The organism is Lysinibacillus sp. G01H (assembly GCF_028872195.1).
GTDB lineage: Bacteria > Bacillota > Bacilli > Bacillales_A > Planococcaceae > Lysinibacillus > Lysinibacillus capsici.
The window spans coordinates 1,121,964-1,143,671 of record NZ_CP118397.1; the positions used below are offsets into that span (position 1 = coordinate 1,121,964).

General features: G+C 38.3%; 19 protein-coding genes. All 19 read left to right on the top strand.

From position 1 onward, the window contains the following. Positions 1–57 precede the first annotated feature (57 nt). Positions 58–945, top strand: a complete 888-nt coding sequence (tsf, locus tag PSR12_RS05390) for a translation elongation factor Ts (RefSeq protein ID WP_274771945.1) — start codon at positions 58–60, stop codon at positions 943–945. A gap of 216 nt (positions 946–1,161) precedes the next feature. After that, on the top strand, positions 1,162–1,887 hold the full coding sequence (gene pyrH / locus PSR12_RS05395) for a UMP kinase (protein ID WP_004269260.1): 726 nt from the start codon (positions 1,162–1,164) through the stop codon (positions 1,885–1,887). Next, the gene (gene frr / locus PSR12_RS05400; protein ID WP_004269259.1) at positions 1,887–2,444 is read left to right on the top strand and encodes a ribosome recycling factor; all 558 of its coding nucleotides are present in this window, start codon (positions 1,887–1,889) and stop codon (positions 2,442–2,444) included. Before pyrH ends, frr begins: the two co-directional genes overlap by 1 nt. Positions 2,445–2,754: 310 nt before the next feature. Further along, positions 2,755–3,549 (top strand): undecaprenyl pyrophosphate synthase, encoded by a 795-nt coding sequence (locus PSR12_RS05405; protein ID WP_004269258.1) that lies wholly within the window; start codon positions 2,755–2,757, stop codon positions 3,547–3,549. Further along, positions 3,546–4,346 (top strand): phosphatidate cytidylyltransferase, encoded by an 801-nt coding sequence (locus tag PSR12_RS05410; RefSeq protein WP_221682750.1) that lies wholly within the window; start codon positions 3,546–3,548, stop codon positions 4,344–4,346. Before PSR12_RS05405 ends, PSR12_RS05410 begins: the two co-directional genes overlap by 4 nt. 62 nt (positions 4,347–4,408) lie before the next feature. Then, positions 4,409–5,554, top strand: a complete 1,146-nt coding sequence (gene dxr / locus PSR12_RS05415) for a 1-deoxy-D-xylulose-5-phosphate reductoisomerase (protein WP_221682749.1) — start codon at positions 4,409–4,411, stop codon at positions 5,552–5,554. Between the two features lie 46 nt (positions 5,555–5,600). Further along, positions 5,601–6,863 carry an RIP metalloprotease RseP gene (gene rseP / locus PSR12_RS05420; RefSeq protein ID WP_221682748.1) on the top strand — a complete coding sequence of 421 codons (1,263 nt, stop codon included), beginning with the start codon at positions 5,601–5,603 and terminating at the stop codon, positions 6,861–6,863. A gap of 131 nt (positions 6,864–6,994) precedes the next feature. Beyond that, positions 6,995–8,701, top strand: coding sequence for a proline--tRNA ligase (locus PSR12_RS05425; protein WP_221682747.1), 1,707 nt, complete (start codon positions 6,995–6,997; stop codon positions 8,699–8,701). Positions 8,702–8,971: 270 nt separating this feature from the next. Continuing rightward, positions 8,972–13,303 (top strand): PolC-type DNA polymerase III, encoded by a 4,332-nt coding sequence (locus tag PSR12_RS05430; protein WP_221682746.1) that lies wholly within the window; start codon positions 8,972–8,974, stop codon positions 13,301–13,303. A 335-nt stretch (positions 13,304–13,638) separates the two neighbouring features. Continuing rightward, positions 13,639–14,115, top strand: coding sequence for a ribosome maturation factor RimP (gene rimP / locus PSR12_RS05435; protein WP_004269252.1), 477 nt, complete (start codon positions 13,639–13,641; stop codon positions 14,113–14,115). Positions 14,116–14,139: 24 nt separating this feature from the next. Then, positions 14,140–15,279, top strand: a complete 1,140-nt coding sequence (gene nusA / locus PSR12_RS05440; protein ID WP_257521305.1) for a transcription termination factor NusA — start codon at positions 14,140–14,142, stop codon at positions 15,277–15,279. A gap of 136 nt (positions 15,280–15,415) precedes the next feature. Further along, positions 15,416–15,694 carry an RNase P modulator RnpM gene (rnpM, locus tag PSR12_RS05445; RefSeq protein WP_004269250.1) on the top strand — a complete coding sequence of 93 codons (279 nt, stop codon included), beginning with the start codon at positions 15,416–15,418 and terminating at the stop codon, positions 15,692–15,694. Then, positions 15,691–15,999 carry a YlxQ family RNA-binding protein gene (locus tag PSR12_RS05450; RefSeq protein WP_016994544.1) on the top strand — a complete coding sequence of 103 codons (309 nt, stop codon included), beginning with the start codon at positions 15,691–15,693 and terminating at the stop codon, positions 15,997–15,999. The genes rnpM and PSR12_RS05450 overlap by 4 nt, the downstream gene beginning before the upstream one ends. Positions 16,000–16,013: 14 nt before the next feature. Beyond that, on the top strand, positions 16,014–18,296 hold the full coding sequence (gene infB / locus PSR12_RS05455; protein WP_221682744.1) for a translation initiation factor IF-2: 2,283 nt from the start codon (positions 16,014–16,016) through the stop codon (positions 18,294–18,296). Further along, positions 18,296–18,574 (top strand): DUF503 domain-containing protein, encoded by a 279-nt coding sequence (locus PSR12_RS05460; protein WP_004225006.1) that lies wholly within the window; start codon positions 18,296–18,298, stop codon positions 18,572–18,574. Before infB ends, PSR12_RS05460 begins: the two co-directional genes overlap by 1 nt. A gap of 77 nt (positions 18,575–18,651) precedes the next feature. Continuing rightward, a complete protein-coding gene (gene rbfA, locus PSR12_RS05465) occupies positions 18,652–18,993 on the top strand; it encodes a 30S ribosome-binding factor RbfA (protein WP_004225003.1) in 342 nt (113 codons plus the stop codon). A gap of 115 nt (positions 18,994–19,108) precedes the next feature. Beyond that, a complete protein-coding gene (truB, locus tag PSR12_RS05470) occupies positions 19,109–20,020 on the top strand; it encodes a tRNA pseudouridine(55) synthase TruB (protein WP_221682743.1) in 912 nt (303 codons plus the stop codon). Positions 20,021–20,032: 12 nt separating this feature from the next. Next, a complete protein-coding gene (gene ribF, locus PSR12_RS05475; protein WP_274771952.1) occupies positions 20,033–20,980 on the top strand; it encodes a riboflavin biosynthesis protein RibF in 948 nt (315 codons plus the stop codon). 174 nt (positions 20,981–21,154) lie between these two features. Next, positions 21,155–21,424, top strand: coding sequence for a 30S ribosomal protein S15 (rpsO, locus tag PSR12_RS05480; protein WP_008178982.1), 270 nt, complete (start codon positions 21,155–21,157; stop codon positions 21,422–21,424). The last annotated feature ends 284 nt before the right edge of the window (positions 21,425–21,708 follow it).

Sequence of the window (21,708 nt, forward strand, 5' to 3'; positions counted from 1 at the left end):
CCTTTTTTAGAACCTATCATTAAATTATGTTCAACCAATTTGAGGAGGAAACACTAAATGGCAAACATTACTGCACAATTAGTAAAAGAATTACGTGAAAAAACTGGCGCTGGTATGATGGATTGTAAAAAAGCGTTAGTACAAACTGATGGCAACTTAGAAGCAGCTATCGACTTCCTACGTGAAAAAGGTCTTTCTTCAGCTGCTAAAAAAGCTGACCGTATCGCTGCAGAAGGTACTACTTACATTTTGGAACAAGGTAACGAAGCAATCATCCTTGAAGTAAATGCTGAAACTGACTTTGTTGCGAAAAACGACAAATTCCAAGTATTGGTTGCATCTTTAGCTGAGCAATTACTTGCTGCTAAACCTGCATCAGTTGAAGCTGCTTTAGAGCTTGCAAATGCTGAAGGCGTAAAAATTGTAGATCAAATCTCATCTGCTATTGCAACAATTGGAGAAAAAATTACACTTCGTCGTTTCGAAATTAAAACAAAATCTGATGCAGATGCATTCGGTTCATACTTACACATGGGCGGTCGTATCGGTGTGTTAGTAACTTTAGAAGGTTCTACTGATGCAGCAGCTGCTAAAGATGTTGCTATGCACATTGCAGCAATTAACCCAACTTATGTTTCTCGCGATGAAGTTTCTGCTGAGGAAGTTGAACGTGAGCGTAAAGTATTAACTGAACAAGCTCTTAACGAAGGTAAACCAGAAAACATCGTTGCAAAAATGGTTGAAGGCCGTCTTGGTAAATATTTCGAAGATGTTTGCTTACTTGACCAAACTTTCGTTAAAAACTCAGATCAAAAAGTACGTGATTTTGTAGCTTCAACTGGTGGTTCTGTAAACGGCTTTGTACGTTACGCTGTTGGTGAAGGTATCGAAAAACGTGAAGATAACTTTGCAGAAGAAGTAATGAGCCAAGTTAAAGGTAACTAATTTAGCTTGCATTTGATTCTAATCAAATAATATCTAGATTATCTAGACAAAAAAATGGGGAGCACAACATAGCGTGTTCCCTATTTTTCCGAAGTGAATGAAAAATTAAAGATAATTTTCTATTCTGCCTTATTCACAACTAGCAATTATTGTTAGATATACTATAATGGAAAAGAGAATAGGGATGTTTTAAATAAAGTCTTACGGAGGTTTACAATGAGTGTACCGCAATATAAACGAGTAGTTATTAAACTAAGTGGTGAAGCGTTAGCTGGAGAAGCGGGCTTCGGTTTATCACCAAAAATAATCAAGTCTGTTGCAGAAGAAGTAAAAGAAGTAGTAGATCTTGATGTAGAAGTTGCTGTTGTTGTAGGTGGCGGTAATATATGGCGTGGGAAAATAGGTAGTGAAATGGGAATGGATCGTGCTGCTGCGGACTACATGGGCATGCTGGCAACCGTAATGAACTCCCTAGCTTTACAAGATGCACTTGAAAAATTAGGCATTGAAACACGTGTTCAATCTTCTATTGTGATGACTCAAGTAGCGGAGCCATACATTCGTCGTAAAGCAGTTAGACATCTTGAGAAAAAGCGTGTCGTTATCTTTGCAGCAGGGACAGGTAATCCGTTCTTCTCTACTGATACGACTGCCGCATTACGAGCAGCAGAAATTGATGCTGATGCAATTTTAATGGCTAAAAACAATGTCGATGGCGTTTATTCAGCGGATCCTAAAGTGGATGAAACAGCCATTAAATATGATACACTCACATACTTAGACGTTATCCAACAAGGCTTACAAGTAATGGATTCAACGGCTTCAACTTTATGTATGGATAACGATATCCCGCTAATTGTTTTCTCAATTACGGAGCCGGGTAACATTAAACGTGCTGTACAAGGCGAAAAAATCGGAACAGTTGTTAGGAGGAATGTATAATGGCTAAACAAGTTTTAGAACAAGCTAAAGAAAAAATGAACAAAACAATCGCAGCTTTCTCACGCGAACTAGCATCTATTCGTGCAGGTCGTGCGAACGCATCTCTATTAGATCGTATTTCGGTTGATTACTATGGAGCAGCAACACCAATTAACCAACTTGCGGGTGTTTCTATACCTGAAGCTCGTTTATTAGTAATTACACCTTACGATAAATCAATTTTAGGTGATATTGAAAAAGCAATTATGAAATCAGATATTGGTATCACACCAACAAATGATGGTTCTGTCATTCGTCTTATGATTCCTGCTTTAACAGAAGAGCGTCGTAAAGATCTAGTAAAACAAGTGAAAAAAGAAGCGGAAGATGCAAAAATTGCTGTACGTAATGTTCGTCGTGATGCAAATGATGATTTGAAAAAACTTGAAAAAGCTGGCGAAATCACAGAAGACGATCTACGTGGCTATGGAGAAGATATTCAAAAGTTAACAGATGAATTCATTGTGAAAGTAGATCAAGTAGCGAAAGATAAAGAAAAAGAAATTTTAGAGGTGTAAATAAACCTTTTACACGTCTATGATGGAACTTTTTGATGAGATGAAGGCGTCCTATACTTAACAGGACGTCTTTTCTCTTTATTATTCATAGCCAAATTGCTTACTCAAATAGAGAGCATGCATGAATGTGAAAAGGTCATTAATGATACAATCAATTATTATTTAACAAACTCATTCTTTAATATGTGTATAGTTCTAAAATAAGCTAGTACATACATAGTCAATTTAGAGGGAAAAAAAAGACAAAAGGCGCTTTTGTTTGATATGATAGGTTAGTATACGTCCGATTAGTTGTAGTGGGGGAGTTAGCATGTTTAAAAAGCTATTAGGTAAACAAATAAATATGGATACACTATCATTGGAGGAGCGTGTGGCCCTAGCTAAAAGCGAGCCGATTCCTGCCCATGTAGCGATTATTATGGACGGAAATGGACGTTGGGCGAAGAAAAGAGCTATGCCACGTGTGGCTGGTCATCATGAAGGAATGAAGACGGTGCGTAAGGTGACGAGATTTGCGTCAGACCTGGGTATTAAAGTCTTAACTGTCTATGCATTTTCCACTGAAAATTGGAAGAGACCAAAACCTGAGGTAGATTTTCTTATGCGGCTACCTGTTGAATTTTTAGGTTCCTTTTTACCAGAAATGATGGAGCGTAATGTACGTGTCGAAATGATTGGAGACCCATCTTTATTACCTGCCCATACACAAAAAGCGTTGTATGAGGCAATGGAAGAAACGAAGCATAATACAGGGCTTATTTTAAACTTTGCGCTGAATTATGGTAGTCGTTCTGAAATGGTCAATGCCATGAAAATGATGCTTCAAAAAGTGCAGGACGGTCAATTAACGATGCAAGACATAACAGAAGATTGCTTAACATCTCATTTAATGACAGCTCATTTACCTGAGCCAGATCTTTTAATTCGTACAAGTGGTGAAGTGCGATTAAGTAACTTTATGCTATGGCAGCTCGCCTATACAGAATTTTGGTTTACAGATACATTGTGGCCAGATTTTAGTGAGGAAAACTTACTCGAAGCGGTGGAAAACTATCAGAAACGTAATCGCCGTTACGGTGGGTTGAAGGGAGAAGAAACAACTTGAAACAACGAATTATTACCGCAATAATTGCAGCAGCACTTTTCATTCCATTCGTTATTTATGGAAAAGTACCATTTGCCATACTTGTGCTAGCAATGGCTATTGTCGGTTTTTATGAAATACTTAAGATGAAAGGTATTTCCATCTTTTCTGTGCCTGGCTTCTTAGGACTGATCACTTTAATTTTACTCGTTATCCCGAAGGACTGGAGTGAAAGGGTTGTAGAATTAATAGGCTATTCGTCTAATCTAATGGTAGTCTATGGTCTAATGATGCTACTTCTTATTTACGTGGTTTTAGTAAAAAATAAAATTACTTTTGACGAAGTTGGCTTTATTTTATTAGGCGCATTTTATGTGGGATTAGGATTCCATTATCTAATTGAAACTAGAAATGTTGGATTAGAGTATGTTGTCTATTGCTTATTAGTTGTTTGGACAACGGATTCGGGTGCATATTTTGTAGGTAGAAAATTCGGGAAAAATAAGTTATGGCCAGAAATTTCACCTAAAAAAACGATCGAAGGCTTTATAGGTGGAATAGTCATCGCTGTTATTTTTGCAGTATGTATGCAACTCATTTACCCATTCGCAAATGGTTATATATCACTTATTTTTGTAACGATTTTTGCCTCAATTGTTGGTCAAATGGGCGATTTGGTAGAATCTGCTATTAAACGTCACTTTGATGTAAAAGATTCAGGCAATATTTTACCAGGGCATGGGGGAATTTTAGATCGCTTTGATAGTCTATTATTTGTCGTGCCTCTACTTCATTTTTTACATTTATTTGGTAATTGATTGTATAGGAAAAGACATTTTGCTAAATCATTTGCTTAGATAGAAAAAGGGGACAATTTGTTGTGAAAAAAATTAGTTTATTAGGTGCAACTGGTTCAATTGGTTGGCAAACCTACGATATCTTAAAAGAACAACGTGATGCTTTTCAATTAGTAGCTTTTTCATCAGGAAAGAACTTAGAGAAAACGCGAGAAATGATTGAAACATTAAAGCCCGAATTAGTTTCTGTGCAATTAGAAGAAGACGCACTAACACTAGCTAAAGAGTTTCCAAATATCCAATTTACGTTTGGAGCAAAAGGACTTGTAGAGGTCGCAACACATCCAGATTCAACTGTACTTGTCAATGCTGTGCTCGGAAGTGTAGGCCTTGAATCAACATTAGCAGCCATTCGTATGGGCAAAACGATTGCTATTGCTAATAAAGAAACGCTTGTAACTGCTGGTCATTTAGTGATGGCAGAGGCCAAAAAATACAATGTAGCCATCTTGCCTGTAGATAGTGAGCACTCTGCCATCTTCCAATCGATGAATGGTGAGAATCCGAAAAATATTGAACGTTTGATTATTACCGCTTCTGGTGGTAGCTTCCGTGATAAAACCCGAGAACAATTAAAACACGTGACGGTTGCAGATGCACTGAATCATCCGAACTGGTCTATGGGTGCAAAGATTACGATAGATTCCGCTACAATGATGAATAAGGGATTAGAAGTCATTGAAGCACATGTTTTATTTGATATGCCGTATGATAAAATAGATGTACTTTTGCATAGAGAAAGTATTATTCACTCTCTAGTTGAGTATCATGATACTAGTGTTATTGCTCAGCTAGGTACACCAGATATGCGTGTGCCAATCCAATATGCTTTAAGCTACCCAGACCGTATACCATTACAAAATGGTCAGCGACTAAATTTAGCGCAAATTGGTCAACTACATTTTCAAGAGATGGACTTTGAGCGATACCCTGCTTTGCGTTTAGCGTATGAGGCTGGTCGTATGGGTGGTACGATTCTGACAGCGATGAATGCAGCAAACGAAGCGGCAGTTGCAGCCTTTTTACAAGGGAAAATCACATTCCTTGAAATTGATGAGACGATTGAACGTGTGATGCAGGCACACCAAAACATTGCAGTACCAGATTTACAAACCATATTACATGTGGATAGTGAGACAAGAAAAATAGTGTTAGACATGGTAAAATAACGAAAGCACTGTATCGTTAACTAATCGCTATTAAAGGTGGGGTATTATGCAAACAGCCATTGCATTTATATTAATATTTGGTATGCTCGTCTTCTTCCATGAACTTGGACATTTCTTATTCGCCAAACGTGCAGGTATCTTAGTACGTGAATTTGCGATCGGAATGGGTCCCAAAATTTATGGAAAAACGCATGGAGAAACAATGTATACTATTCGATTATTACCAATCGGGGGATACGTACGGATGGCCGGCGAGGATATGGATGGCACGGAATTACAGCCAGGCTACCGAATAGGGCTTATTGTGAATGAGGATAATGTTGTTAAAAAAATTATTTTCAATCAAAATAATAAGCAGTTACCAGATTTATTATTTTTAGAAGTTGAACGCGCCGATTTAGAGAAGGAGTTATTTGTAGAGGGTTATGATGAAGAAGAACGTCTAGTTCGTTATCAAGTAGCTAGAGACTGTGTGCTTGTGGAAAATGGTCGTGAACTTGTCATTGCACCACACGATCGTCAATTTAATGCAAAGACAGTTGGCCAACGAGCAATGACTATCTTTGCAGGCCCTTTGTTTAACTTTATTCTCGCGTTTGTGATTTATTTAGTGATTGGATTGATCCATGGTGTTCCAACATACGAGCCAATTATCACGGAAGTAGTAGAGAATGATCCAGCTGCACAGGCAGGGATGCTGGCAGGAGATAGAGTAACAGCTATTAACGGACAAGTAGTTGAAAAATGGCAAGATTTAGCTGCAATCGTTCAAGATCATCCAAACGAAGATATTGCCGTGACAGTTGAACGAAATGGACAATCAGTGAACTTAAATATGACTGTTAAGGAAATCCAGCAGGATGGCGAGAAATATGGTCAAATAGGTGTACGCTATGAAAGTCCAAGAGAATTTAACCCATTAAAGGCAGTTGTATATGGAGCTCAGGAAACCTATAATATGACTGTGAAAATATTTGAACTATTAGGTATGCTAATTACCGGTAAGTTCACAATAGACGCACTTTCAGGTCCTGTAGGTATTTATAAAGCAACAGAGCAAGTTGCCCAATATGGTATTATGAACTTAATGAATTGGGCCGCAATGCTAAGTATTAACTTAGGAATTATGAACCTACTTCCATTACCAGCACTTGACGGTGGCCGTTTATTATTCTTTGGCTTTGAAGCTTTACGTGGTAAACCAATTGACCGTCAAAAAGAAGGTATTGTACATTTTGTAGGAATCGTCCTACTCATGATTCTAATGGTGGTTGTTACATGGAACGATATACAACGATTTTTCTTTTAATTCATTTACAGTTAAATGAAATTTGATTTCCTAGCTTTGAGCGCAATTTCGATGAAACATTGCGCTCAAAGCTAAATTTGTTTATGCTATTGAGAGTATAAACTTATCTATTGAAAAAGGTGGAACACTGAATGAAGCAAAGTAAAACATTTATCCCAACGTTACGTGAAGTACCTGCTGATGCTGAGGTAAAATCACATAAGCAATTACTACGTGCAGGGTTTATTCGTCAAAATACAAGTGGGGTATACTCGTATTTACCGCTTGCAAAACGTGTACTAACAAAAATTGAAACAATTATTCGAGAAGAAATGGAAGCTATCAACTCCATTGAGCTACTAATGCCATCTCTACAATCTGCCGAGCTATGGCAGGAATCAGGTCGCTGGGAAAAATATGGACCTGAATTAATGCGCTTAAAAGACCGACATGACCGTGATTTTGCATTAGGGCCAACACATGAAGAAGTCATAACAACTTTAGTCCGTGATGAAATTAAATCATATAAAAAATTACCGCTAACATTGTATCAAATTCAAACGAAATTCCGTGATGAAAAACGTCCTCGCTTTGGCTTACTAAGAGGAAGAGAATTTATCATGAAGGATGCTTATTCTTTCCATGCGTCACGTGAAAGTTTAGATGAAACATATGAAGATATGTATCGTGCTTATTCTAATATTTTCTCCCGCCTCGGCTTAAACTACCGTGCTGTTATTGCAGATGCAGGTTCGATTGGCGGTAAAGGAACACATGAATTTATGGTACTTTCTGAAATCGGGGAAGATACAATTGCGTACTCAGATACTTCTGATTATGCAGCAAATATCGAAATGGCTGAAGTAATTGTTGACTATCAACCATCTGATGAAGCTTTAAAAGATGTAGAAAAAGTAGCAACTCCAGAGCAAAAAACAATTGAAGATGTTTCAGCATTCTTAAAAGTAGAACCTGCTAATGTCATCAAATCTCTAGTTTTTGATGTAGATGGAGAGCTTGTAGTAGTCCTTGCACGTGGGGATCATGAAATTAATGATATCAAATTGAAAAATGCACTTGATGCAGGATCTGTGGAACTTGCAAGTGAAGCAGCGATTCAAGAATTATTAGGATGTGGCATTGGCTCAATTGGTCCAGTGAAATTACCAGTAGACGTAAAAGTAGTAGCAGACCATGCTATTAAATCTATCCGTAATGGTATTGCAGGTGCCAACGAAGATGGATTCCATTTAGTCAATGTTAACCCAGAGCGTGATTTTGCAGTTAATGACTATTTAGATATTCGTTTTATTCAAGAGGGAGACCCTTCTCCAGATGGACAAGGAAACATTAAATTTGCAGAAGGTATCGAGGTTGGTCATATTTTCAAATTAGGTACTACATACTCTGCTAAAATGAATGGTACTTTCTTAGATGAGCAAGGTAAGGCTCAACCATTTATTATGGGGTGCTATGGTATTGGTGTTTCTCGTATTCTAGCTGCTGTAGCGGAGCACTTCCAAGATGACAATGGCTTTACATGGCCAACACAATTAGCGCCATATGATATTCATGTTGTGCCAGTTAACACAAAAGATGAGGCACAAGTGACATTAGCGGAGGAGCTTTATGGCTTATTAAAATCATACCGTTATGATGTGTTACTAGATGATCGTCCTGAACGTGCGGGTGTAAAATTCGCTGATGCTGATTTAATTGGTCTACCTGTTCGAGTAACGGTTGGTAAAAAAGCAACAGAAGGTATTGTAGAAGTGAAATTCCGTCAAACAGGTGAAACATTTGAATGGAAAAAAGAAGAAGTAATTGATCGTCTGAATGAATTTTTCCGTAAAAATTAATGACGAGCTAAAAATTGGTGATAATTAGAATTTGATGCTTTTAATAGAGGCTTTCGTATAATTTTGATAAGATAGATATAAATAATTCGCGACACTTCTGCGGGACAGTGAGCCAAGCAAGCAACAACAGATGGTAAAATTTCTGTTAAACTTGAAGAGCGCCCGCAGTGTGGGAGCGAATTTTTTTCTTGAATTCTCATCATGCGTTTGAGACGAATTAGAACATGAGGCTAAAGAAGTTGCCTCTTTCTGAAAGTAGGTGTCATTAGATTGGAACAGCAACAAGAGGCAAGAATGAGGCTTCGAATGCTCTTGCAACAACTAGAGTTAACAGATGATGTATATATGTCATTTTTTGAGGAAGGTGAACTATCACGCCTGACAGTTCATAAAAAGGATAGACTTTGGCATTTCACAATTAAGTTAAAAGATATATTACCGTTTCCGTTATATCAGCTTTTCCGTACGCATTTGACAGAGAAATTTTCAGCGATAGCACAAGTTAATACGACATTTGAAACATTAGAAAAAAATGTCACAGAAGAATTGGTGCAGGCGTACTGGCTAAATGTTGTGGAACAAATTGATGAGATGGCTCCAACGCTTAAAAATTGTCTCATTACTCAAATACCAACGTGGAACGGCCAAAAAATGACTTTATCCTGTATGCAGGAAATGGAATTTATGATGCTCAAAACGAAGTATGCGGACAAACTAGCAGAAAGCTATGGTCAATTTGGTTTCCCTCGTATGGCAATCGACTTTGTGCTACGAGAAGAAACGGAAGAAATGATCGCGGCACAGGAAGCATTTATGGAGCAGAAACGTCTGGAAGAAGTGGCTCTGGCACAGCAAGCGATGCAAGATTTCCAAAAGCGTGAGCAAGAGAAGAAAGACAATCCGGCACTGGCCAACCTTGGTGACCGTCCATTCCAACTTGGGATGCAAATTAAAGATAATGAAATCATGGAAATTAAACGGATTGTTGAAGAAGAACGCCGTGTTATTATTGAGGGATTTGTCTTTGATACGGAAATAAAAGAATTAAAAAGTGGACGCTCATTATTACAAATTAAAATTACCGACTATACAGATTCCATCATTGTTAAAATGTTTTCTCGTGACAATGATGATGCTGAATTAATGCAACATCTGAAAAAGGGCATGTGGGTTAAAGTTCGAGGCTCTGTGCAAACCGATACGTTTATTCGTGATTTAATCGTCATGGCGAATGATATTAATGAAATCAAAAAAGAAACACGACAGGATTTAGCACCAGAGGGTGAAAAGCGTGTTGAGTTACATTTGCATACACCAATGAGCCAAATGGACGCTGTTACACCTGTTGATCGGCTTGTTGCTCAAGCTGCAAAGTGGGGGCATCCAGCAATAGCTATTACAGATCATGCGGTGGTGCAATCTTTCCCTGAAGCATATGCAGCGGGCAAAAAACATGGCATTAAGATTATTTATGGTCTGGAAGCAAATTTAGTTGATGATGGTGTACCAATTGCCTATGCTCCAGAGCATCGTTTATTGGCAGAAACAACGTATGTTGTTTTTGACGTAGAAACGACAGGGCTGTCAACGGCATATGATACGATTATTGAATTGGCTGCAGTTAAAATTAAAGATGGACAAGTGATTGATAAATATGAAAGTTTTGCAAATCCACATCATCCACTTTCGGCCACTACCATTGAATTAACAGGTATTACAGATGATATGGTTCGAAATGCTCCAGAGGTAGAGCAGGTCATTAAAGAATTTCATGCCTTTATCGGAGATGCAATCGTTGTCGCTCATAACGCATCATTTGATATAGGCTTCCTATATACAGGCTATAAAAAATTTGGTCTTGAAGAGACAGTCCATCCTGTCATTGATACATTAGAGCTAGCAAGATTGCTTTATCCTACAATGAAAAACCATCGCTTGAATACACTGTGTAAAAAATTCAATATTGAATTAACACAGCATCACCGAGCAATTTATGATACAGAGGCGACAGGATATCTACTGCTGCAACTATTAAAGGATGCTGATGAGCTAGCTATTAAATACCATGATGACTTCAATAAGCATATTGGTGGTGGGGATGCTTATAAAAAAGGTAGACCTATGCATTGTACAATTTTAGCAGTAGATAATGCAGGCTTAAAAAACTTATTTAAAATTGTTTCACATTCACATACAAAAACATTCTATCGTGTTCCTCGTGTGACACGTGCCGTGCTTGAACAATATCGTGAGGGTTTATTAGTTGGATCAGGTTGTAGTAATGGTGAAGTATTCGAAACCATGATGAATAAGTCTCCAGAGGAAGCAGAAAAAGTTGCTCGCTTTTATGATTATATTGAGGTGCAACCGAAGGCTGTATATGCACCATTAATCGAACGGAATGTTGTACGTGATGAATGGACATTAGAAGATATTATCCGTAAACTTGTGAAACTCGGGAAGAAGCTAGATAAACCTGTTGTTGCAACTGGAAATGTTCATTATTTAGATCCGACAGATGGGATGTTTAGGCAAATACTTATTGGTTCACAAGGTGGAGCAAATATTTTAAATCGTTCTAAGCTACCAGAGGTCCATTTTAGAACAACTGATGAAATGCTGAAAGAATTTGATTTTTTAGGACCGGATCTTGCAAAAGAAGTGGTTGTGACGAATGCTCAAAAAGTAGCAGCAAGTATTGGGGACGTTAAACCAATAAAGGATGACCTATATACACCAAAAATTGAGGGCTCTGATGATGAAGTAACCAATTTAACCTATGAAATGGCCCATCGTATTTATGGTGAGGAGTTACCGGAAATTGTGAAAGCTCGAATTGAAAAAGAGTTAAAATCGATTTTGGGACACGGCTTTGGTGTAATTTATTTAATTTCTGCCAAGCTAGTGAAAAAATCATTAGCTGATGGCTATTTAGTAGGGTCACGTGGTTCGGTCGGTTCCTCATTAGTAGCCACTTTTATGGAAATCACAGAGGTTAACCCATTACCTCCTCACTATATTTGTCCTAGTTGTAAACATTCTGAGTTTTTCGATGATGGATCTGTCAGCTCAGGCTTCGATTTACCAAATAAAGACTGTACGGAATGTGGAACACCTTATAAAAAAGATGGACAAGACATACCATTTGAAACCTTCCTTGGTTTCAAAGGTGATAAGGTACCAGATATCGACTTGAATTTTTCGGGTGAATATCAGCCTCAAGCACACAATTATACAAAGGTGCTATTTGGTGAGGATTATGTATTCCGTGCTGGAACAATTGGTACCGTGGCCGAGAAAACAGCATATGGCTATGTGAAAGGCTATGCAAGTGATCATAATTTACATTTTCGAGGAGCAGAAGTTGATCGTTTAGTTCAAGGCTGTACAGGAGTAAAACGTACAACTGGGCAACACCCTGGAGGAATTATTGTTGTTCCAGATTATATGGACATTTATGATTTCTCTCCAGTGCAATACCCTGCAGATGCGCAGGATTCAGAATGGCGTACAACCCATTTTGATTTCCACTCTATTCATGACAATATTTTAAAGCTAGATATACTTGGACACGATGATCCAACGGTGATCAGGATGTTACAAGATTTATCGGGAATCGATCCTAAAACAATCCCGACCGATGATCCTGTCGTTATGAAAATTTTTAGTTCTCCTGAAACTTTAGGCGTTACGGAAAAGCAAATTGGCTGTAAGACAGGGACATTAGGTATACCAGAATTCGGTACGCGTTTTGTACGTCAAATGCTAGAAGATACGAAGCCTTCGACATTCTCGGAGCTTGTACAAATTTCTGGACTTTCCCATGGAACAGACGTATGGCTAGGGAATGCACAAGAATTAATTCAAAACGGTACATGTGTGCTAAAAGAAGTAATTGGTTGTCGTGATGACATTATGGTGTATTTAATTTATCAAGGTCTAGAGCCGTCACTAGCCTTCAAAATTATGGAATCTGTTCGTAAAGGGAAAGGTTTATCAGAAGAATTTGAAGCGGAGATGCTCGCCAATAAAGTACCAGGTTGGTATATTGAATCTTGTAAAAAGATAAAGTACATGTTCCCGAAAGCCCATGCTGCAGCATACGTGCTAATGGCAGTACGAATTGCCTGGTTCAAGGTACATTTTCCAATCCTTTATTATGCAGCGTATTTCACAGTTCGAGCAGATGATTTTGATTTAATTGCAATGGTGCAAGGATCGCAAATGATTCGAGCACGGATTGATGAAATCAATATAAAAGGCTTAGATGCATCCACTAAAGAGAAAAACTTATTAACCGTGCTGGAGCTTGCACTGGAAATGTGTGAACGAGGTATGAGTTTCCAAAAGGTTGACCTATATCGTTCCCAAGCTAGTGAGTTTGTCATTGATGGCAATTCACTAATCCCTCCGTTCGATGCAATTCCGGGTCTTGGAACCAACGTGGCGAAAACGATCGTAGCTGCTCGTGAAGAGGGAGAGTTTTTATCCAAGGAAGATTTACAGCAACGTGGTCGTGTTTCCAAAACACTTATTGAATACATGGACCAGCTTGGTTGTTTAGAAGGCATGCCTGATGCTAATCAGTTATCGCTATTCTAGTATTGCAATTGTTTTGCATTGAAAGGTCACAATGTAAATTCAAATTCCTGACACAATATGGTTATCTATAATGAAGGAAATTTGCATTGTGTCGAGAACTGTGCTATTCTTATGGTAATAATTTGTTGATATTTTTCCAGCAAAAGAGTGGGGCTTACCCGCTCTTTTCTGTTGTTTAACCGTAGCAAAACAAATTTTGACTAACAGCAGGTAAGACCGTAAAATTTCACCAAAGCAACTGGTGGAATTTCTGTTTTATTATGGTTCATCACTGCGTTAACTTGATAGTGATGAACAATTCATACGCTAGAATTTGATAAATACAGGAGGAAATAATGAGCAAAGTACCATCTTTAATTGAAGAGCTCGCTAAACCAATTGTGGATGAGTTAAATCTTGAGCTAGTGGATATTGAGTTCGTAAAAGAAGGACGTAACTGGTTTTTACGTGTCTATGTTGATACACCTGAGGGTGGAATTGACATCGATCAATGTGCTCAAGTGAGTGAACGACTAAGCTTGTTATTGGATGAAAAAGATCCAATTACACAAAACTATTATTTAGAAGTTTCTTCGCCTGGAGCGGAACGTCCATTAAAAAAAGATACAGATTTTGTCAAAGCAGTTGGCAAGTTTATTTATGTAAAAACCTATGAGCCCATCAAGGACATGAAGGAATTCCAAGGCTACTTAACGTCATACGATGAACATACATTAGTGATGGAAGTGCGTATTAAAACACGTAAAATAACAGTAACAATTGAACAAGAAAAAATCGCATTGGCACGACTTGCCATTGATTTTTCAGCATAAAGCATATTTAGGAGTGAAAACAAAATGAGTAGTGATTTGTTAGATGCGCTGAATGCGCTAGAAGAACAAAAAGGAATTTCAAGAGATGTGTTAATCGAAGCCATTGAAGCGGCATTAGTTACAGCTTACAAACGCAACTTTAACCAAGCACAAAATGTTCGAGTAGACTTAAATTTAGATAAGGGCTCAATTCGTGTATTTTCACGTAAAGATGTTGTGGAAGAGGTAGAAGATGATCGTTTGCAAATTTCTTTAGAAGATGCAAAAGTCATTAATCCAGCCTATCAGCTAGAGGACATCGTGGAACAGGAAGTAACACCGCGTAACTTTGGACGCATTGCTGCACAAACAGCAAAGCAGGTAGTTACACAACGCGTACGTGAAGCGGAACGAGGTTTAATCTATGAGCAATACGTAGATCGTGAAGATGATATCGTAACTGGCGTTGTTGAACGTTTAGATGCTCGTAATATCTATGTAGGTTTAGGGAAAGTAGAAGCGGCATTGCCTGTTAATGAACAAATCCAAGGTGAATCTTATCACCCACATGATCGTATTAAAGTGTATATTACAAAAGTAGAACGTACAACACGTGGACCTCAAGTGATTGTGTCTCGTACACATCCTGGTTTATTACGTCGATTATTTGAGATGGAAGTACCTGAAATTTATGAGGGTATTGTAGAGATTAAATCAATTGCACGTGAAGCTGGAGATCGCTCTAAAATTTCTGTTTTCGCACATAATGAGGAAGTGGATCCAGTTGGTTCATGTGTTGGGGCAAAAGGTGCTCGTGTACAAACGATTGTCAATGAACTAAATGGCGAAAAAATTGATATCGTAGAATGGTCTGAAGATCCAGTTGTATTTGTAGCTAATGCATTAAGCCCATCAAAAGTATTAGATGTACAAGTGAATGAAGAAGAAAAGTCGACAACAGTCGTTGTACCAGACTATCAATTATCTCTAGCTATTGGTAAACGTGGGCAAAATGCTCGCCTAGCAGCGAAGCTTACTGGCTGGAAAATTGATATTAAGAGTGAGACTGATGCTCGTGAATTAGGTATTTATCCTTCGGCTACAAGCACTTTCATCCCTGCTGATGATGAAGAAAGTGATTTTAATGATGTAGCAGTTGACTTATATCAAGACGACGAAGAATAAGTAAGAAAGCCCGTGTGACAAGTTAGCTGACAGTATTCAGTGGGCCCCCTACGCCGACTGAATACTGTCAGAGCGTCAAGTAGAGCATGACTTGTCCACCTCTTACGACAAGCTTCAGAGAGGAATGGTGATTCTTATGGCTGTAAACAAAAAAGTACCTCTTCGTAAATGTGTAGCAACTGGAGAAATGCTACCAAAAAAAGAGATGATACGTGTTGTTCGTTCGAAAGAGGGCGAAGTAAGTGTAGATGTCTCCGGGAAAAAGCCTGGGCGTGGTGCCTATGTCTCTAAATCAGAGCAGGCAGTTGACCTTGCGCGTAAGAAAAATGTATTAGGGCACCAACTTGATGTGAAAATTCCTGAAGAAATATACGAGGAACTTATTTTGCTGATTCGTAGGGAGTCAATTTTATGATGAATCAAGCAATATTTAATTTGCTTGGAATCGCAGCAAGAGCACGTAAGGTGATTTCAGGAGAAGAGTTAGTAGTAAAGGAAGTCCGCAATGGCAATGCTAAACTAGTACTGCTTGCAAACGATGCTTCTAAAAACTCTAGTAAAAAAATTCAAGATAAGTGCACGTACTACAACGTTGAGTATCATGTAATTGGAGATCGATATGATCTAGGACATGCTACAGGTAAGGAGGCCCGAGTGGCTTTAGCTATTACCGATAAAGGTTTTGCAAGTAAATTGTCTAGTCTACTCAACGAAAACTAATCGGGGGTGAGCAGATGACCAAAATCAGAGTTCATGAATATGCGAAGCAAGTGAATAAAACGAGTAAAGAGGTTATTGAAGCACTAAGTAAATTAAATGTGAGTGTAACAAACCATATGTCTATGTTGGAAAAAGACGCTGTGGCAAAGTTAAACCAAACATTTAAAGCAACACCTGAGAAAAATGTAGCAAAACAATCAACTCAAAACATGGCACAAAAACCTCAATCAAATGGCCAGCAAAAACCACAGCATTCGGTGAAAAAGCAAGAAGGACCAAGGCAGCAATCTGCTACTTCTAAGCCAAAAGCAAACAATCAGCAACATGCACAGCAAAACTCAAATTCGTCTAACGAAAAATCTAAGAATACAAAAGGTAATCAAAATAGAAATATGACACAAAATAATAATAATAACAATAATAATCGTAGAGGTGGCGGTGGTTACAACCAACGTCCAAAACCAGGGATTCATGGAGGCAAACGTCGCCATCCAAAAACGCATCAACCATCAATTCCAGTGAAACAAAAGGAACTTCCAGAAAAAATTACTTTTGTTGAATCATTATCAGTTGCAGAATTAGCAAAAAAATTACACCGTGAGCCATCTGAAATCATTAAAAAATTATTCATGCTTGGCGTAATGGCAACAATTAACCAAGAATTAGATAAGGATGCAATTGAATTAATTTGCGCAGACTATGGTGTAGAAGTGGAAGAGGAAATTCGTGTAGATATTACGGATTTAGAAACACACTTCGAGCAAACAGAAGAAGTAAACGAGGCAGATTTATCAGAACGTCCGCCAGTTGTAACAATTATGGGTCACGTTGACCATGGTAAAACAACTTTATTAGACTCTATTCGTCATACAAAAGTAACAGCAGGAGAAGCTGGTGGTATTACACAACATATTGGTGCATACCAAGTTACAGAAGGCGACAAGAAAATTACATTCCTTGATACACCAGGACATGCGGCTTTCACAACAATGCGTGCACGTGGTGCAAAAGTAACGGATTTAACAATTTTAGTTGTAGCTGCTGATGATGGTGTTATGCCACAAACAGTAGAAGCGATTAATCACGCCAAGGCAGCTGAAGTACCAATTATTGTGGCTGTGAATAAAATGGATAAACCATCGGCAAATCCAGATCGTGTGATGCAAGAATTAACAGAACATGGCTTAGTTCCTGAAGCATGGGGTGGAGATACAATTTTCGTTCCAATTTCAGCGTTAAAAGGTGAAGGCATTGATACATTGTTAGAAATGATTTTACTTGTAGCTGAAGTTGGAGAGCTTAAAGCAAACCCAGAACGTTTAGCACTTGGAACAGTAATCGAAGCGCAGCTTGATAAAGGTCGTGGCTCGGTTGCTACGCTTTTAGTACAAGATGGAACATTAAAAGTAGGTGACCCAATCGTTGTAGGTCATACGTATGGTCGTGTACGTGCGATGGTAAATGATAAAGGTCGTCGTGTAAAAGAAGCTGGTCCATCAACTCCAGTTGAAATTACAGGTTTAAATGATGTACCTCAAGCAGGTGACCGTTTCGTTGTCTTTGAAGACGAAAAAACAGCGCGCCAAGTTGGGGAAACAAGAGCAATGTCAGCGATTCAAGCACAACGTTCAGAAAAACAACGTGTAACGCTTGATAACTTATTTGAACAAATGAGCCAAGGCGAAATGAAAGAGCTTAACTTAATTGTGAAAGCTGACGTTCAAGGTACTGTTGAAGCAATGGCAGCCTCCCTAATGAAAATTGATGTGGAAGGCGTAAATGTGAAAATTATTCACACAGGTGCTGGAGCTATTACCGAATCTGATATTTCTCTTGCAGCAGCTTCTAATGCGATTGTTATTGGATTTAACGTCCGTCCGGATGTTAACGCAAAACGTGCAGCAGAAGAAGAGGGCGTAGATATTCGCTTACACCGCATTATCTATAAAGTAATTGAAGAGATTGAACAAGCAATGAAAGGTATGCTTGATCCTGAATTTGAAGAAAAAATTATTGGTCAAGCAGAAGTTCGTCAAACAATTAAAGTATCAAAAGTTGGTACAATTGCTGGTTCATATGTAACTGAAGGAAAAGTAACGCGTGATTCAGGTGTACGTGTGATCCGCGATAATGTCGTTATTTTCGAAGGTGAGTTAGATACGCTTAAACGCTTCAAAGATGAAGTAAAAGAAGTGGCAAAAGGATACGAATGTGGTATTACAATTACAAACTTCAACGATATTAAAGAAGGCGATATTATTGAAGCCTATATTATGGAAGAGATTAAACGCGCCTAATGATCGTGTATGCAGAGGTTGAATTTATCATTCAAACTGCCCATTCGTTAAAGGAAAAACGTGCTGTCTTACAGCGTATGATTACCCGCACAAAGCAGAAATTTAACGTTTCAATTGCGGAAATTGACCATCAAAATGTATGGCAGCGAACGAAATTAGCACTTGTTGCTGTTTCATCATCAAAAGAAGCAGCTGAACGGGAAATTAATCACGCGCTCCATTATTTACAGTCAAATCCGTCATGGGAACAGCTTAATGTGTGGCGAGATTATTTATAAGTAACAGTAGATAGTTGAGAAGCATGCACAGCAATAAAATATCAACTATCTGTACATCGAAATAGAGGTGACAAATTATGTCTCTACGTTCAAACCGTGTTGCCGAGCAAATGAAAAAGGAGCTTGGTGATATACTTGGCCGTAAAATAAAAGATCCGCGTGTTGGTTTTGTGACTGTTACAGGTGTTGAAGTAACGGGTGATTTACAGCAAGCGACAATTTATATTACATCTTTAGGCAATGAACGTGAACGAGAGGAAACGCTCAAAGCTTTAGTAAAAGCTTCGGGCTTCATTCGCTCTGAAATCGGATCACGCATTCGTTTACGACGTACACCAGAATTAATCTTTGAATTTGATTCATCGATTGAATATGGGAACCGTATTGATTCATTGCTTAGAGATTTACACAAAGAATAAGCTAAAAAAGTCTGCCACATGCATGTTTATGCAGGCAGACTTTTTATCTTTATGGAAAAGGTTATATTGCCGATGAGTAAATAAATTATAGAGTAGGCAATTTGGGAGGAGCTATATGAACGGTATTTTACCGCTTTGGAAAGAAAGAGGCATGACAAGCCATGACTGTGTCTTTAAATTACGCAAAATTTTGCGGACAAAAAAAGTTGGACATACAGGGACACTTGATCCAGGTGTTGAGGGCGTACTACCAATTTGTATTGGCCAAGCAACTCGAATAGCAGAATATCTAACTGATGCAGGGAAAATCTATGAAGCAATTATTTCAATAGGTCGTACCACAACAACCGAGGATGCAGAAGGTGAAACCGTTGAAGAAGATCTTACGATAAAAAATTTTTCTCGGGAGCAGTTGTTAGAGGTTTTAGCTTCATTAACTGGCGTTATTGAACAAACACCACCCATGTTTTCAGCAGTAAAAGTAAATGGGAAGCGCCTCTATGAATATGCGCGAAAAGGCGAAAGTGTTGAAAGACCAACTCGCCAAGTAACAATTTATGATTTAGAGCTACTTGATGAACTAGCACATTATGAGGGGCAAGAAATTACATTTCCAGTACGTATCGCTTGTAGTAAAGGGACATATATTCGAACATTAGCTGTGCAAATTGGTGAGGCTCTTGGCTATCCAGCGCATATGAAAGAGCTTGTACGAACTGCTTCAGGTACTTTTACACGGGAAAACTGTTTTACGTTAGCACAGGTTGCTGAACTAATGGAGGCTGAGCAAGTAGCTACCTGTATTTTACCTGTCGAGTATGCATTAGCAGACTATCCATTTATTGAGATTACGAATGCCAATGAAAAAGAAATTTTCAATGGACAAGTGCTTCCAGCAGATGCATTATTAAATAGTCATGATAAAATTGTGTATGGAATCAATGGAAAGGCAGTTGCGGTTTATCAAGCTCACCCAACAAAGGATGGTTTGATGAAGCCACATAAGATGTTTCCGACGATAGAGTAGGAGGATTTTTCAATGGAGGTCATTCATTTAAAATACCCACATCAATTACAGCAACGAGAAAGCATGCAGCCGTATTCATTAGCTCTTGGCTTTTTCGATGGTGTACATAGAGGGCATCAAGCAGTTATCAAGGCAGCTAAGGAAGAAGGAAACAAGCGACAAATTCCTACTGCAGTGATGACATTCGATCCACATCCTTCATTAGTCCTTGGTGGACGTAACGAAAAGGTTTTTTATATTACACTCTTACAGCAAAAATTACAGCTGTTTGAAGAACAGGGTGTGGATACGGTATTCGTTGTCCACTTTACTTCTGATTTTGCCAAACTTTCCCCAGCGGCATTTATCGATACATTTATCCGTGGATTAAATGTTCAGCATGTGACAGCTGGCTTCGATTATTCGTTTGGAGCATATGGTAAGGGAACAATGGAAGATATGCGTGTATTAAGCAATGGTGATTATGGCGTTACAATTGTTGAGAAGAAAACAGATGATGTTGAGAAAATCAGCTCTACCCGTATCCGCAAGCTATTACAAGAAGGCGATATGGAAGAAGCAACAGTGTTATTAGGGAGACCATTTGAAATCAATGGGATTGTTGTACATGGTGATAAGCGTGGTCGTACTATTGGCTTCCCTACAGCAAATGTCCAAGCTTTAGAGGGAACGTTTATTCCAGCAAGTGGTGTCTATGCTGTTCGTCTGCTTGTACAAAATAGCTGGTATGATGGTGTTTGTAATGTGGGCTATAAACCAACTTTCAAAGACCTAAATGATAAGCAATTATCGATTGAAGTCCATATTTTAAACTTTGATAAAAATATCTACGGTGAAGAAGTACATGTGGCGTGGTATAAACGTATTCGAAGTGAACGGAAATTCGATGGTATTGAGGCCTTGAAATCGCAAATTGAAAAGGATAAACAAGAAGCAATCCGTTACTTTAATGAGCTATAATACGTACTTCATCATTGTAGTCACATTAGCCAAGTCGACGTTTTACTTGCTTGATTAAGTAATGTATGATAATATTCATAAGTGCATAAATGCTTAACCTTAGCTCGGTATATCGATGACTCCAACGTTTACTGTGCTAATGGGGATTAATTATAATTTAGGAGGTCCATACACATGGCTATTACAAAAGAACGTAAAAACGAAATTATCGCTGAGTACCGTACTCACGAAAGTGACACTGGTTCACCAGAAGTACAAGTTGCAGTATTAACAGCGGAAATCAACGCTCTAAATACTCACTTACGTACTCACAAAAAAGATTTCCACTCTGAGCGTGGTCTTCTTAAAATGGTAGGTCGTCGTCGTCACTTATTAAAATATCTTCGTGAAACAGACGTACAACGTTACCGTGAATTAATCAACCGTTTAGGCTTACGTCGCTAATTAATAGCAAAAGTAATCCTATATTAGACTGTAGACAAACTGATGTTTGTCTACAGTCTTTTTTTTTGCGATAATCTTGTTAATTTTGTTCAACAATAAGCCATAACTTTTCTACACTCCGATGAACGATAGATAAAAATGATTTGATACTTGATAAAAGGGTGATATATTCTAATCACATTTCACAGCCCATGTTATAGTCATTGCGATCATCATTTGCAAGTGTAATTGAAGTAGATAAATTGAATGCTAGATTGCTATTATATTTCACGAAATACAATCAA